12 protein-coding genes and 1 pseudogene are annotated in these 14,266 nt (G+C 63.8%); 6 read left to right on the top strand and 7 right to left on the bottom strand.

Annotation, left to right across the window (positions count from 1 at the left end; all coding sequences use genetic code 11):
* Position 1 precedes the first annotated feature (1 nt).
* Together hutG and hutU are read left to right on the top strand one after the other, a co-directional pair.
* Positions 2-823, top strand: coding sequence for an N-formylglutamate deformylase (gene hutG, locus N181_RS01490; RefSeq protein WP_037430505.1), 822 nt, complete (start codon positions 2-4; stop codon positions 821-823).
* Between the two features lie 92 nt (positions 824-915).
* Positions 916-2,595 carry a urocanate hydratase gene (gene hutU, locus N181_RS01495; protein WP_060563207.1) on the top strand — a complete coding sequence of 560 codons (1,680 nt, stop codon included), beginning with the start codon at positions 916-918 and terminating at the stop codon, positions 2,593-2,595.
* Positions 2,596-2,649: 54 nt separating this feature from the next.
* On the opposite strand, the gene N181_RS01500 is transcribed toward hutU, so the two are convergent.
* The 6 genes and pseudogenes from N181_RS01500 to N181_RS01525 all read right to left on the bottom strand — a co-directional run bounded on the left by N181_RS01500 (position 2,650) and on the right by N181_RS01525 (position 9,457).
* On the bottom strand, positions 2,650-3,861 hold the full coding sequence (locus N181_RS01500; RefSeq protein WP_037430493.1) for an MFS transporter: 1,212 nt from the start codon (positions 3,859-3,861) through the stop codon (positions 2,650-2,652).
* 78 nt (positions 3,862-3,939) lie between these two features.
* Positions 3,940-5,373, bottom strand: a complete 1,434-nt coding sequence (locus tag N181_RS01505) for a M81 family metallopeptidase (protein ID WP_037430491.1) — start codon at positions 5,371-5,373, stop codon at positions 3,940-3,942.
* 11 nt (positions 5,374-5,384) lie between these two features.
* Positions 5,385-7,303 (bottom strand): annotated as a pseudogene (locus tag N181_RS01510) (beta-N-acetylhexosaminidase).
* 22 nt (positions 7,304-7,325) lie between these two features.
* A complete protein-coding gene (locus N181_RS01515) occupies positions 7,326-8,102 on the bottom strand; it encodes an SDR family oxidoreductase (RefSeq protein ID WP_037430496.1) in 777 nt (258 codons plus the stop codon).
* Between the two features lie 19 nt (positions 8,103-8,121).
* Positions 8,122-8,985, bottom strand: coding sequence for a MurR/RpiR family transcriptional regulator (locus N181_RS01520; RefSeq protein WP_037430485.1), 864 nt, complete (start codon positions 8,983-8,985; stop codon positions 8,122-8,124).
* Between the two features lie 67 nt (positions 8,986-9,052).
* Positions 9,053-9,457, bottom strand: a complete 405-nt coding sequence (locus tag N181_RS01525) for a RidA family protein (protein ID WP_037430484.1) — start codon at positions 9,455-9,457, stop codon at positions 9,053-9,055.
* Between the two features lie 115 nt (positions 9,458-9,572).
* Here N181_RS01525 and N181_RS01530 point away from each other — a divergent pair, with 115 nt between their 5' ends.
* A complete protein-coding gene (locus N181_RS01530) occupies positions 9,573-10,064 on the top strand; it encodes a hypothetical protein (protein WP_037391655.1) in 492 nt (163 codons plus the stop codon).
* Between the two features lie 20 nt (positions 10,065-10,084).
* Entirely contained in the window at positions 10,085-11,560 is a 1,476-nt protein-coding gene (locus N181_RS01535) for a M81 family metallopeptidase (RefSeq protein ID WP_037391653.1), read from the top strand.
* Between the two features lie 23 nt (positions 11,561-11,583).
* On the opposite strand, the gene gcvA is transcribed toward N181_RS01535, so the two are convergent.
* Positions 11,584-12,492 carry a transcriptional regulator GcvA gene (gcvA, locus tag N181_RS01540; RefSeq protein WP_060563208.1) on the bottom strand — a complete coding sequence of 303 codons (909 nt, stop codon included), beginning with the start codon at positions 12,490-12,492 and terminating at the stop codon, positions 11,584-11,586.
* 113 nt (positions 12,493-12,605) lie between these two features.
* Here gcvA and N181_RS01545 point away from each other — a divergent pair, with 113 nt between their 5' ends.
* Positions 12,606-13,079, top strand: coding sequence for a RidA family protein (locus N181_RS01545; RefSeq protein WP_037430480.1), 474 nt, complete (start codon positions 12,606-12,608; stop codon positions 13,077-13,079).
* A complete protein-coding gene (locus N181_RS01550) occupies positions 13,076-14,266 on the top strand; it encodes an aminotransferase class V-fold PLP-dependent enzyme (RefSeq protein WP_037430479.1) in 1,191 nt (396 codons plus the stop codon). The genes N181_RS01545 and N181_RS01550 overlap by 4 nt, the downstream gene beginning before the upstream one ends.

Below are 14,266 nucleotides of genomic sequence, written 5' to 3' on the forward strand. Positions count from 1 at the left end.
AATGGCCGTCTTCGAAGTCCGGCAAGGCACCTCGCCGGTGATCCTCGGCTTTCCCCACACGGGCACGGATGTACCGCCGCCGATCTGGCAGCGGTTGAACGACAACGGCCGCATCCTCGCCGATACGGATTGGCACATCCACGAACTCTATGAAGGGCTGCTGCCGGAAGCAACAACCGTGCGCGCCACCTTCCATCGCTATGTCATCGATGCCAATCGCGACCCGGCCGGCGTCAGCCTCTATCCGGGCCAGAATACGACCGGGCTTGTGCCGGAAACCGATTTCGACGGCCTGCCGATCTGGAAGAAGGGCGAAGGCCCGACGGATGCCGACATCGCCGAAAGGTTGCGCGATTTTCACGCTCCCTACCACGCCGCGCTTGCCGACGAGATCGCCCGCGTCAAGGCGATCCATGGCGTGGCGGTCCTCTATGACTGTCACTCGATCCGCTCGCAAATACCGTTCCTCTTCGAGGGCAAGCTGCCGGACCTCAACATCGGCACCGATACGGGAAGGACCTGCGCTCCGGCAATCGAAAGAGCTGCAGTGGAAATCGCGGCAAAAGCAGAGAGTTACACCCATGTCCTGAATGGCCGCTTCAAAGGCGGCTGGACGACCAGGCACTATGGAAAGCCGGAGGCCGGCGTTCACGCGATCCAGATGGAACTGGCGCAATCGACCCATTTGGCAACGGAGGCGACGCCGTTCGCCCTGGACGCCGGCAAGGCCGAGCGCCTTCGCGGCCATCTCCGGCGGATGCTGCAAGATATCGAAACAATCGCACTCGACCTCCGCAAGCTCGGCCAAAACTTGCAGAGTTGAACAATCACAATGTCTTATGGCGGAATGCTAGGCTGACACCTCAGCAAAGCCTCCAGCATCCGCGGAGACCTCAAATCGACAGGGAGTGAGGCATGAACACGACCAATCCGCGCCATAACATCCGCGAAGTGCGCAGCCCGCGCGGAACAGAGATCAGCGCCAAGAGCTGGCTGACGGAAGCCCCGCTCCGGATGCTGATGAACAACCTCGACCCGGAGGTCGCCGAGAACCCGCACGAGCTCGTCGTCTATGGCGGCATCGGCCGGGCGGCCCGCACCTGGGCCGACTTCGATAGGATCGTCGCCACGCTGAAGGGTCTCAACGAGGACGAGACCTTGCTCGTCCAGTCGGGCAAGCCGGTTGGTGTCTTCCGCACCCATAGGGACGCCCCGCGCGTGCTGATCGCCAATTCCAACCTCGTGCCGCATTGGGCGACCTGGGATCATTTCAACGAGCTGGATAAGAAGGGTCTTGCCATGTATGGCCAGATGACCGCCGGCTCGTGGATCTATATCGGCAGCCAGGGTATCGTGCAGGGCACCTACGAAACCTTCGTCGAAGCCGGTCGCCAGCACTACAACGGCGACCTCACGGGCAAATGGGTACTGACCGGCGGCCTCGGCGGCATGGGCGGCGCCCAGCCGCTCGCGGCCGTCATGGCCGGCGCCTGCTGCCTCGCCGTCGAATGCAATCCGGATTCCATCGATTTCCGCCTGCGCACCCGCTATGTCGACGCGAAGGCCGAAACGCTTGACGAAGCGATGGAGATGATCGGCCGCTGGACGGCCGCGGGCGAGGCGAAATCCGTCGGCCTGCTCGGCAACACGGCCGAGATCCTGCCTGAAATGGTCCGGCGCGGCATCCGCCCGGACATGGTGACGGACCAGACCTCGGCACATGACCCGATCAACGGCTACCTGCCGAAGGGCTGGACCATGGCCGAGTGGAAGCAAAAGCGAGAAAGCGAGCCGAAATCCGTCGAAAAGGCCGCGCGCGCCTCGATGCGCGAGCATGTCGAAGCAATGATCGCCTTTCAGGACATGGGCATCCCGACCTTCGACTACGGCAACAACATCCGCCAGGTGGCCAAGGAAGAGGGCCTCGAAAACGCCTTCGCCTTCCCGGGCTTCGTGCCGGCCTATATCCGGCCGCTGTTCTGCCGCGGCATTGGGCCGTTCCGCTGGGCGGCGCTGTCCGGCGATCCGGAGGATATTCGCAAGACCGACGCCAAGGTGAAGGAACTGCTCCCTGACAACAAGCATCTGCACAACTGGCTGGACATGGCCGCCGAGCGCATCGCCTTCCAGGGCCTGCCGGCGCGCATCTGCTGGGTGGGCCTCGGTGATCGCCACCGCCTCGGCCTCGCCTTCAACGAGATGGTCAGAACCGGGGAGCTCAGCGCTCCCGTCGTCATCGGCCGCGATCATCTCGACTCCGGCTCCGTCGCCTCGCCGAACCGCGAGACCGAAGCGATGAAGGACGGCTCCGATGCCGTCTCCGACTGGCCGCTCTTGAACGCCCTGCTCAACACCGCATCTGGTGCCACCTGGGTCTCGCTGCATCATGGCGGCGGCGTGGGCATGGGCTTCTCCCAGCATTCGGGCGTCGTCATCTGCTGCGACGGTTCGGAAGATGCCGCCCGCCGCGTCGAGCGGGTGCTTTGGAACGACCCGGCGACCGGCGTCATGCGCCACGCCGATGCCGGCTACGACGTCGCGCTCGAATGCGCCAAGGACAAGGGCCTGCGGCTGCCGGGCATTCTCGGCAACTGATGAAAAAATGGGAGGCTGCCCCGCGGCCTCCCGCTGCACCGGAAGGGGTTCCCGTTACGATGCGGAGACCCGGACGCGCTTGCCGTCGAGCATCAGGAGCAGCACGAGCCCGGCAAGGCCGGCCGCTGCGCCGAGCAGGGCAGTCCCGGAATAATCGCTGAAGCGTGTGCCGATCGCAAAGAGCGCAGCGCTGAGCGCGCCGCCCAGAAAGATGTTCACCGCGATCAGCGAGCTTCCAAGCCCGGGCCGATCGGCGATCAGGTCCTGGAGATAGGTGATCGGGATGCTGATCAGCGCCGCCGCACCGAAACCGCTGACGAGCGTCAGGGCATAGATATGCCAAGGCCGATCGGAAAATCCGAGCAGTGCCATATAGACCAGGTAGACCGCCGTGCCGAGCGCCAGAGCATCGACATGGCTGAGGCGGTACTGGATGCGCCCCCAGACGAGAATGAAGATCACTTCCAGCAGAGCCACGACGCCGACGACGATGCCGATATCGGTGGCCGTGCCGCCGGCCGCCCCGGTGACGATCAAGGGAAGGACGGCGGCGTTGACATGCAGGGTCGAGGAGATCAGCGCGATCGCAATGAGCCGCCCGAGCACCCGCGGCGAGAGGATCTCGGCCAGCGAAGCGAGATAGGAAAGCCGCTTCCCCAAGGCCGGATCGACGCCGGCCCTATGCGGCAGAAGGAAAGCGACGAGGATGAGATTGCCAATGCAGCCGAGGCTCGCCAGCAGATAGGCCGGTAGCATGCTTCCGCGCGCCGACAGCACGAAGCCGACTAGCCCGGGAACCAGGACCCAGGAGAGCGAGATGGCGGCCCTCACCGCGGAATTGACCGCGGCGGCATCCCTGCCGCCCATGTGGTTGGCCGCCGTGCGCACATTGGCAAAGAGCAGTGAGTTGAGGGCGCCGTAGATCGGCAGGAGCAGCAGCGTGGCAAGCACGAAACTCGGTTTGGTCGGCCAGACATACACCATTCCGTAGCCGACGGCGCCGAAGAGGATGACCGCCAGCATCAGGCTGCGATAGTTGCCGACCCGATCTGCGACGATCCCGACGGTGACGCTGACGACAACATTGACGAGGGCGGCCACGAAGATCAGGGCCGAGTAGAACGCGTCGCTCAGGCCAAGCTCGGTAATTCCGACCACCGACTGATAGGGCGAGGTCGCGGCGCCGGCAAAGCCGAAGAGGAATATGGCAAGCATGCTTGCCCGAATGACCGGGTTTCGCATGGCGATCAGCAGCGACGAAGACATGGTGGGGCAATTCCGCGGGAGGGGCGAAGTCAAATTTTTCCGCCTGAGGCCTCGGGCGGGGTCGTGCGGCTTGCCGCGTCAGCTCCAGCGGGCGGAGAGACGCGACTTCGGCGTGAAATCGAAATCACGATCGAAAGGAAAGATCGGCCTCCGGCGGCGCTCGCTTGCCAGATGCTCTATGTCCTGATTGACGACACCATCGGTGAGCGCCATCAGGTTGGGGTTGGCGATCGGTGCGAGTTCCGGCGACAGGTAACCGGATTTGACGACCAGCAGGCGCACGGCGCTCGGGTCAAGCCCAATGCGGCGGAAATCCTCGAGGTTGTGGTAAGGACGCCGTCGCGCCGACAGCACGACCGTGATGCCGCCCAGTTGAACCACCGCCTGGCGTTCTGCAAGGGGACCGGGATCGTCAAGCCTGACAACCTTGGCCGCTTCTTCGACGGCGGGGCTTGAGGGATCAAGACTGCCGCCGATCCGCAGCCTAAGCGTCCCGCCTTCGCCGGCCGCGAAGCAGGCTTCCACCGCTGGCCGATCGGCAATTCCGGCGATAAGTGCATCCTGCCAACCCCGCCCCAGAAGTGCTTTCAGGACATCGGCCCGGTCGCCGACGCCACCGCCGGTCGGGTTATCGCCCGAGTCTGCCAATATGATCGGTTTCGTCGTCGCCCGTTCGGCAATTTCAAGCATAGCATCAAGCGCACCGGTCACCGGCCCGAAACGAAAGTTTTCCCGCGTATTCCAGTAGCTTGCGGCGATTTCTTCTGCCGCCTTCGATGCCGCCGCCTTGTCCGATCCGGTGATGACCGCGCAGGCGGTGGTCCGCGCCTCGTCCGCCCAGACATAACCCACCATCAGATTGGCATCGAGAATGCCGGGCCGCGTATCGAAATCCGGTAGGCGCCCATACAAGCTCCGGGCGGGCTCATCTTCCGTCGAGGTCCGCTCCCCGGGCAGCAGCACGGGCACGGTCGCCCAGGCGACGCCCGGCCGCGTGCCGCTCCGCAGCGCCTCCACCAGCATCGACCAGGCCCGCACCATGGTTTCGCGCGTATCGATATGCGGCGCCGTGCGGTAGGCGGCGAAGATATCGATCTGGTCGATGATCCGCTCGCTGACATTGCCGTGCAGGTCGTAGCTGACCGCAATCGGGCAGTCGGGACCGACGACGGAACGGGCGGCGGAAATCCAGTCGCCCTCCGCATCGTCCATGCGGTCGACCTTGATCGCGCCATGCATGGCGAGATACAGCCCGTCGACCGGGAGGGTCGCCTTCAGCCCTTCGAGGAATTCCGTCTTGAATGCCTCATAGGCCGGCTGCGAAACCGGACCGCCGGGGACGGCGCGGGCATGGAGCAGCGGAATGTGCTCCACACCATCCGCATCGAGGAAGCTGAAATAATCCGCCTCCAGCAGCGCCTCACCCCTCAACACCCGAAAGTCCTCGACCAACATCAGGACCGGCGAATAGGTGCTGCATTCCGTATGAATTCCCCCGACGGCAATCCGCATGGTTCGTCAACTCACAGCGTTGGGCTCAAGGGAGCAATCGCGGCAAAGCGCAGCCAGTCCTTCTCAGCCTTCGGCGTCCAGGCTGCTTCGGCGATCGCGGGCAAACGCGGGAAGACAAGGCGATTGAAATAGCCGCGCGACAGGAAATGCTCCGACCAGATGCAGGCCTGGACACCCTTCATCCGGCTCTTCAACTCTTCCGGAAACTCGCCTTCCGCCTCATAGGCATAGGTGTGTGCCGGCGTTGCCGTACCGGCCCAGCTTGCGCCGGGTTCCTGCCAGGCTTCCGCCTGGGCCATGTCGAGGTAGTAGGCCTGGCCGGGCGTCATCACGACCTCGTAGCCCTCGTGCGCCAACTCGATGCCGACGTTCGGGTTCTCCCAGGCCATCAGCAGCGTGTCCTCGGTTCCGACGCCGCCGCCGTGGGCAACTTCGTTCCAGCCGACGAGCTTGCGGCCACGCGCCGTCAGCATCCGCTTCACCTTTTTCAGGAAATAGGATTGCAGCGCGAAGGTGCCGGAGATGCCCTCCTCTTCCATCAGCTTGCGCGCCAGGGGCGAGGCCAGCCAGGAGCCGTTTGCCACCTCGTCGCCGCCGATGTGGATATATCGGCTCGGGAACAGCTCGACCATTTCGTCGAACACTTTTTCGAGGAATTCGTAGGTGAGCGGAACGGCCGGATTGAGCGCGTTGTTGGGATAGCCCTGTACCGAATGATAGCTCTCCGGCGCCTCCTGGCCATCGGCGAGCTCGGGAAGCGCGACGAGCGCCGCGGTGCTGTGGCCGGGAATGTCGATCTCGGGAATGACCTCGACATTGAGCACCGTTGCATGCGCAACGATGACCTTGACCTCATCCTGGCTGTAGAAGCTGCCCGAAGGTTCGGCGCCGTTGCCGAGCTGCGGCAGCAACGGCTCGTCTGGCCCGCGCAGGACGCCGAGCGTCGTCAGCGTCGGGTAGGCTTTGATCTCCAGCCGCCAGGCCTCGTCATCGGTCAGATGCCAATGGAAAATGTTGAGCTTGAACCAGGCAAGAATGTCGATCAGCCGCAGCACGTCGGCGGTCGGATAGAATTGCCGCGACACGTCGAGATGGCAGCCGCGCCAGCCATAACGGGGCCGATCGGATATCGTGCCCGTCGCTGGAAAGCGGAATTTTCCTGGATGATTGCGGGCACCGTCGAGAAGCTGGACGAGCGTCGTCAGCCCATATTGCCGTCCTGACACGGCACCGTATTCAAGCCGGATATCGCGGCCGGAGAAGGCGAGCCTGTAGGCCTCGCCACCGAGTTCGCCCTTCTCCTCGAAGACGATCGGTAATCCCTGGCCGGAGGCCGCCAGGCTGAAGGGAGCGTGGCCGGCGGGAAACAGCCGATGAAACAACGCCAGCACGTTGGAAACAGCCTCGATGTCCTCTGCGCTGCTTCCCGCCGCCGGATAGAGGACGACCGGGAATCCTTCTCCGGGCACCGCGTCCACCTCAGCCGGCCAGGGCTGCAGCGCGAACGGCAGGTCGAGCCGACCTTCGGGCAGGCGCAGCGGCGGCGGTTCGCTTGTCGCACCTTCGAGCCGAAGATCCGAAACTTCCACCGGGACATGCGATCGTCGGACAGCGTCAGATAGGCCGACTTCGCCCCGTCGGTGCAATGCTTGGCCTGCCTGTGCAGCCCGCTGACCAGGAAGGTCCAGCTTTCGCCGGGCTGAAGCGTCAGCCCCTCGGGTGGAGCGAACTCGTGGAAATTGGCGTTGCGGCGTAGGAAGACGGCGTTCTCGCAGCCAGCCGGATCGATGACGCGGGTGAGCGACGTATAGACGAGACGGAAGCCGCCGAGCGGCCTGCCGGACAAGTTGAAGAGGCTGAAGGTGAAGCGTCCGTTAGGGCCGCCATCCGGCTGCCAGGCAGATTCGAGGCGATAAGAGACCGGCTGCATGAGCATCCTCCAATGGGATTGGTCAATAATGGCTGGACTGCGAAAAGGTGCGGGCGAGTTCCACCTGGCCGGCGGTGAGGCCGCAATCGACCGGCAGGCAGACGCCCGAAATGGCGCTCGCCTGGGGGCCAGCCAGGAAGTGGACGGCATTGGCGACGTCTTCTGGATTGACGATGCGCTGAAGCGGATACCAGCGCTTGGCCTCCTCGAAGACTTGAGGATTGGCGGCGGCGCGCGCCTCCCAGGCCCGGGTACGCACGGTACCCGGCGCCACCGCATTCGCGCGGATGCCGAACTTGCCGTATTCGACGGCGATCAGCCGCGTCAGATGCAGAAGGCCGGCCTTGGCTGCGCTGTAGGCCGGATGGCCGAAGACGCTGATACCGTTCACCGAGGCGATATTGACGACGGACCCCTTGCTTTCCTTGAGCATCTCCTCGACCGCCCGGAAGCAGAGAAAGGCCGATTCGAGATTGAGGGCATTGTCCATCCGCCAGATGTCCTGCGTCGTCTCGTGCAGGCTGACGGCCCGCGCCGCACCGGCATTGTTGACGAGCGTATGCACGACTCCGCGTGACGCCGCCGTCGCCGCCATCGCCGTCACGCTCGCCGCATCCGTGACGTCGCAGGCGACCGCTGCGAAATGCTCTTCCCCACCGAGATCACGCGCGACCTTGCCTGCAGCATCGCCGTCGATGTCGGCGAGGAGAACGAGGTCGTGGACGTCCCCCAGGCGACGGGCGATGGCACGGCCGATGTCGCCGGCTGCGCCCGTGACAATCGCTACGGATTTCGGCATGGGATGTTCCTGTGCCACATCAGTCTCCGAGAAGCTGGCGATCATCGCCATCCCTGTGTGCCACCAGTTGCTGCTTGATGCGCCGGAGCGTCGCGGTGGCCTGCGGCTGGACGCGATAGGCCACTAGGCTGGCAAGGATGTCGACCAGCGCCACATAGGCGATGCGTGTGGACGTCGGGCGGTAGATGTTGTTGCCTTCCGGCAGGTCAACCGGAACGCTGATGTCGGCTGCCCGCGCAACCGGACTGCCGGTCTGAGTAAGGGCGATGGTCGGCACCTTGGCGTCGCGGGCGAGCGTGAAGGCGCGCACCAGTTCGGCATTGCGCCCCGAAAAGGACGAGCCGATGACCACGTCGCTCTGCCTGGCCGCGGCCGCCAGCATCAATTGCATGCTGTGGTCTGAGCTCGCGGTGATGCGCAGGCCGAGACGGAACAGCCGGTTCTGCAATTCGCCGGCGATCATCGAGGAATTGCCGCCCGAGCCGAAGGCATAGATCATCTCGGCGCCGGCCAGCCGGTCGGCGGCCTGCTCGATCGCTGCAAGATCGAGCGAACGATGCAGCAGGAACAGCGCGTTCTGCGCCTTGGTGATGATGTCCTGCGCGACGTCGCCCGGCTCCTGGCTTTTCGGCTCCGGCTTCAGATAGCGCATGCCGACATAGGCGGTGCGGGCCAGTTGCACCTTGAAATCGGAAAAGCTGTCGCAACCCAGCCGGCGGCAGAAGCGCGTCACCGTCGGTGGCGACACATCGGCCTTGCCGGCAAGCTCGATGATCGATGCGTTGACGGCAAATTCAAAGTCATTCAGCAGAATCTCGGCGATGCGGCTCTCCGATTGCGACAGCCGCTCCTTTTCATGCTGCAAGGTTGCGAAAATATCCATCCGGACCGCCCCTCCCTATATCTTCTCGAGGCGCGGGATACGGGCGAAATATTGCACGCACTTTTCCTCATCCCGCGACATATTGGGCGTCCTTAGGCTTGTAGGCGACGCAGTCGATCTCGACCTTGCAATCGACCATCATCGAAGACTGCACGCAGGCACGTGCCGGCGGATGAGCTCCGAAATACTCCTGATAGATCTTGTTGAAGCTCCAGAAATCGCGCGGGTCGTCCAGCCAGACGCCGACTCTCACCACGTGTTCGATACCGTAGTCGGCCTCTTTCAAAATGGCCAGCAGATTGCCGATCGCCCTATGGGTCTGCGCAACGATATTGCCGTCGACGACTTCCCCATCTTCCATGGCGACCTGCCCGGAGACATGGAGCCAGCCGTCCGCCTCCACGGCGCGCGCGAATGGCAGCGATTTTCCGCCTGCCCCGACCTGTTCGGCGCCATAGCGTTTGATGGACATCAGGACCCTTCGTGCAAATTATTTTCGTGTTGCGTTGACAAGTCACCACAGAAGGCGGAATTTGGCCAGAGAAAAACGTTATTCATGAAAAGAATTTCAATCCAGGACGAAATGCATGCGGGATCCCTTCCAGAATCCGTTTCCTACCAGCGACACCGCCCGGCATTCGATCTGGGAGATGCTGGTGACACGGGACATCGACGCTTTCCTTTCTGCCGACTGGTCGCTGGTGGCCGTTGATTTTGTCGAAGACGGCTTCATCGGCGTCGATGGAAAGCGGGAAACGAGCCCTGATGCTTGGCGGCTGAGCTTCCCGTCTCTTGCAGACTATCGCGACGAGTGGCTGCGCCAGGCCCGGGACTTTGCCGGGCAGGCCTTCGCAGAGGATGCACGCACCGCCATTTTCACCACCACGACGCTCGAGGACATCGAGATCAACGGCGACCGGGCGCTGGCCCGCAAGAAGTTCGATGGCGGCATCAGGAAGGCCGATGGAAGCTACGATGTCTTGAAATGGCAGACGGTTTATTATTGTCGCCTGCATGAAGGCCGATGGAAGATCTGCGGCTTCACCGGCTATCTGCCGAATCCGATGGGTTCGAACTGAGGGTAAGGAAGGCAACGGCATTGCGGATCTTCACGGCGGCCCTGGCGACCGAAACGAACACTTTCTCCCCGATCTGCATCGACAGCCGCGCATTCGAAGCGTCGCTCTATGCCCCTCCCGGAAAACACCCGGAAACGCCGACGCTCTGTACCGCGCCGATCACCGTGGGCCGCCGCGTCGTGGCGGAGAAGGGCTGGCAGCTGATCGAGGGAACGGCGGCCTGGGCGGACCCGGCCGGCCTCGTCAATCGGCAGACCTATGAAACGCTGCGCGACGAGATCCTCGAGCAATTGCGTGCGGCGCTCCCCGTCGACGCCGTCGTGCTCGGGCTGCACGGAGCGATGGTCGCCGACGGCTACGAGGATACCGAGGGCGATCTCCTGACGCGCGTACGCAAGATCGTCGGCCCGGACGTGCTCGTCTGCGTCGAGCTCGATCCGCATAGCCATCTCACCGAGAAGCGTGTCGCCGCGGCCGATTTCTTCGTCTTCTTCAAGGAATTTCCGCATACGGATTTCGTCGATCGTGCCGAAGACCTCTGGCGCATCGCCGTCGATACGCTCGAAGGGCGCGTCCGACCGGTCATGTCGGTGTTCGACTGCCGGATGATCGACGTCTTTCCGACATCGCGCGAGCCGATGCGCAGCTTCGTCGACAAGCTCATGCGGATCGAGCGGGAGGATCCGGACGTCCTGTCTCTATCCGTTGTGCATGGCTTCATGGCCGGCGACGTCCCGGAAATGGGCACGAAGATGGTCGTTGTGACCGACGGCCACCCGGAGAAGGGCCAGTCGCTTGCCCGCGAACTCGGCCTCGAACTCTTCACCAAGCGCGGTACTTTCCGCATGCCGGAGATCGACGAACGACAAGCTGTCGCCGCGGCGATCGCCGCGCCCTCAGGCCCGGTGGTGATCGCCGACATGTGGGACAATCCCGGCGGCGGCACGGCCGGCGACGCGACCTTGGTGCTCGGGGAACTGCTCGCCAAAGACGTCACCGATGCGGCGATCGGCACGATCTGGGATCCGATGGCCGTGCAGATCTGCATGGCGGCTGGCGAAGGTGCGGAGATTCCGTTGCGCTTTGGCGCGAAGTCTGCCCCCGGCACGGGCAGTCCGATCGATGGCGTCGTCCGGGTTGTCCGGCTGGTGCGCAATGCCGAAATGCGCTTCGGCGAGAGCTTCGCGCCCTTCGGCGATGCGACGCATATCCACTATCGCGGCATCGACATCATTCTCAATTCGACACGGGCGCAGAGCTTCGATCCCAGCCTGTTTTCGATCATGGGTATCGATCCGATCGCCAAGAAGATCCTGGTGATCAAGTCCACGAACCATTTCTACGCCTCGTTCTCGAAGATCGCCTCGCAGATCCTTTATTGTTCCGCCGGAACGCCCTACCCCAACGATCCGGCGAAAACACCCTATCGCCGCGCGCGGCGTGACATCTGGCCGATCGCCAGCGATCCCCACGCACCGGAACGCGGCGCGGCTTGATGGCAGGGCGCATACGGCGCGTTTCATCTTGCTGACAAATCCGGCGATGCCGCCTCTTCCTTCAGCCACGAGGCAAAGGCCTCGGCCCCGGCGCTGAGCCGGCGGTTTTGCGGCATGACGAGCCAATAGGCGATCTTCTCGGACCGGACAATCTGGGGGAAGGGCTGCAACAGCCTTCCGGCGGCGAGATGATCGCGGACCATGTGCATCCGTCCGATCGCAACGCCTTGTCCGTTCAGGGCAGCCTGAAGCACGATATTATAGTCCGTGAGTTGCAGCACACGAGCGCGGCGAATATCGACGTTAATTTCGCCGAGCCAAAGCGTCCAGCCGACCGGGTTCCAGGACTCGAGCAAGGTATGAAGTAACAAGTCCGCCGGCCCGGCGAAACGCGAACCGTCACCAAACAATGCCGGGCTGACGACCGGGCTCAGTTCTTCATTCATCAACCACTCGGACCTCACACCCTCCCATCGGCCGGTACCGAAGCGGATCGCCAGATCGACCTCATCCGACGCGAAGTCTGCGAGACGCAGTGTCGGCTCGAGTTCGACCTCTATCTCCGGATACAGCAGCATAAAGTTGGCGAGGCGCGACACCAGCCAGTTGGCACCGAAGGAAGGCAAAACGCTGACGCGCACCCGTTGCCGTTCAGTCTGCCGGCGGATCTCGGACGTCGCATCGGCGATGATCCGGAATGCTTCAACCGTTCGTTCCAGATAGCTCGCCCCTTCGGGTGTCAATGCGATGCTCTTGGCCTTGCGGACGAACAGCCGCACGCCGAGCATGTCCTCGAGCTGCTTGATGTGATGGCTGACCGCGCTCTGGGTGATCAGCAGCTCTTCACCGGCGCGACGGAAACTCAGCAAACGGCCCACCGCCTCGAATGCACGCAAGGCTTGCAGCGGTGGCATGGTGGTGGACGCGCGCATTCAGTCCCTTCGGGCCAAGGCATTAGTGAGATCGATCGCACCATAGCGCAGTTTGAATTGGAAGCAATCGGCCCGGCAATGCATCCTCCCGACAGTTCCAAGGGGAGACCGCCATGCCAGAAACCATCGCATCCAGACTTTCCGCTCTCGGGCATCGATTGCCGGAGGCTTCCGCGCCGGCGGCGAACTATGTATCGACGGTGCGAACCGGCAACCTCCTCGTCATCTCGGGCCAGATCAGCGTCAGGAACGACGCCGTCCTCATGGGGATCGTCGGAGCCGGGGTTTCCGTCGAGGAGGGCCGTCTCGCCGCCGAATGCGCAGCGATCGGCGTCTTGTCGCAGATTGCCGCTGCCACCGACGGTTCGCTGGCGGCCATCCGGCGCATCGTTCGGCTCGGCGTCTTCATCGCGTCGGCACCCGACTTTGCGGAGCAATCGCAGGTCGCCAATGGCGCGTCCGATCTCTTCGTCGAGGTTTTCGGCGACGCAGGCCGGCACGCGCGCGCCGCCGTGGGTGTGGCCGCTCTGCCGGCCGGCGCCACCGTCGAAGTCGACGCGCTGGTGGAACTGGAGACCGCCGCGTGAGCGATGTGTTCGACCTCGATCGGCTGCGAGCCGAGACGCCCGGCTGCGCCGCCGGCATGCATTTCAATCACTCCGGAGCCTCGCTGCCCTCGCAATCGACGCTGACAGCGATGTGGGACTATCTGAGAAGGGAAGCGCACGACGGTCCGATGGAGACGGCAAATCATGCAACGGCTCTTCTGGACGAGGTGCGCGCCGACACGGCGGCACTGATCGGCGCCAGGCCGAGCGAAATTGCGTTCCTAGCCAGCGGGTCGACCGCCTGGGGCGCAGCCTTCTCCGCCTTGCCGCCGCTTGCCGCGGGCGACCGCATCCTGGTGGGACGCCAGGAATGGGGCGGCAATCTCGCCACCATGCAGGACGCCGCAGCGCGAGCCGGCGCGTCTGTCGAAACCATTCCGGTTCGCGAAGACGGTAGCGTCGACGCCGAGGCCCTCGCGCAGATGATCGATGAGCGCGTCCGTCTCGTGTCGCTCACATGGCTGCCCGCGAATAGCGGGCTGATCAATGACGCCGCAGCAGTGGGACGCGTGACCAGGGCGGCCGGCGTCCCCTATTTTATCGATGCTGGCCAGGCCCTCGGCCAGATCCCGATCGACGTCGCCACGCTTGGATGCGACGTGTTGAAGGCAGCGGGCCGGAAATTTCTCCGGGGACCGCGCGGCACGGCGATCCTTTATGTCCGGCAGGAATTCCTGCCACGGCTGACGCCGCGCTATCTGGACGTGCTTTCCGGGCCGATCGTCGATGGGGTCGTCAAGATCCGCAACGACGCACGCTGCTTCGAGGCGGGCGAGATTTCGCCGGCGCTGATTTTCGGGCTCGGCGCTGCCACGCGCCAGGCAAGGACGCTCGGTATCTCGGCGATCCGAGAGAGGATCGACACCCTTGCGAGCGGGTTGCGTGACAATCTGCGCAGCATCCCGAATGTGACCTTGCGCGATCTCGGAACGGAACACTCCGGTATCGTCTCATTCACCATCGAGGGCATTCCGGCGGCGGGGGTTCGCGCAGCCTTGGGCGAAAGGCAGATTGCGATCGGCGCGAATGGTGTCCCCTACACGCCCCTCGACATGGCCGCGCGAGGGCTCGACCAGATCGCGAGGGCTTCGGTAAGCTATCTCAACACCTGGCCGGAGATTGCCCGCCTCTCGGAAGCGGTCGCTGATATCGCGCGGCGAGCATGA

The organism is Sinorhizobium fredii USDA 205, assembly GCF_001461695.1.
Lineage (GTDB): Bacteria > Pseudomonadota > Alphaproteobacteria > Rhizobiales > Rhizobiaceae > Sinorhizobium > Sinorhizobium fredii.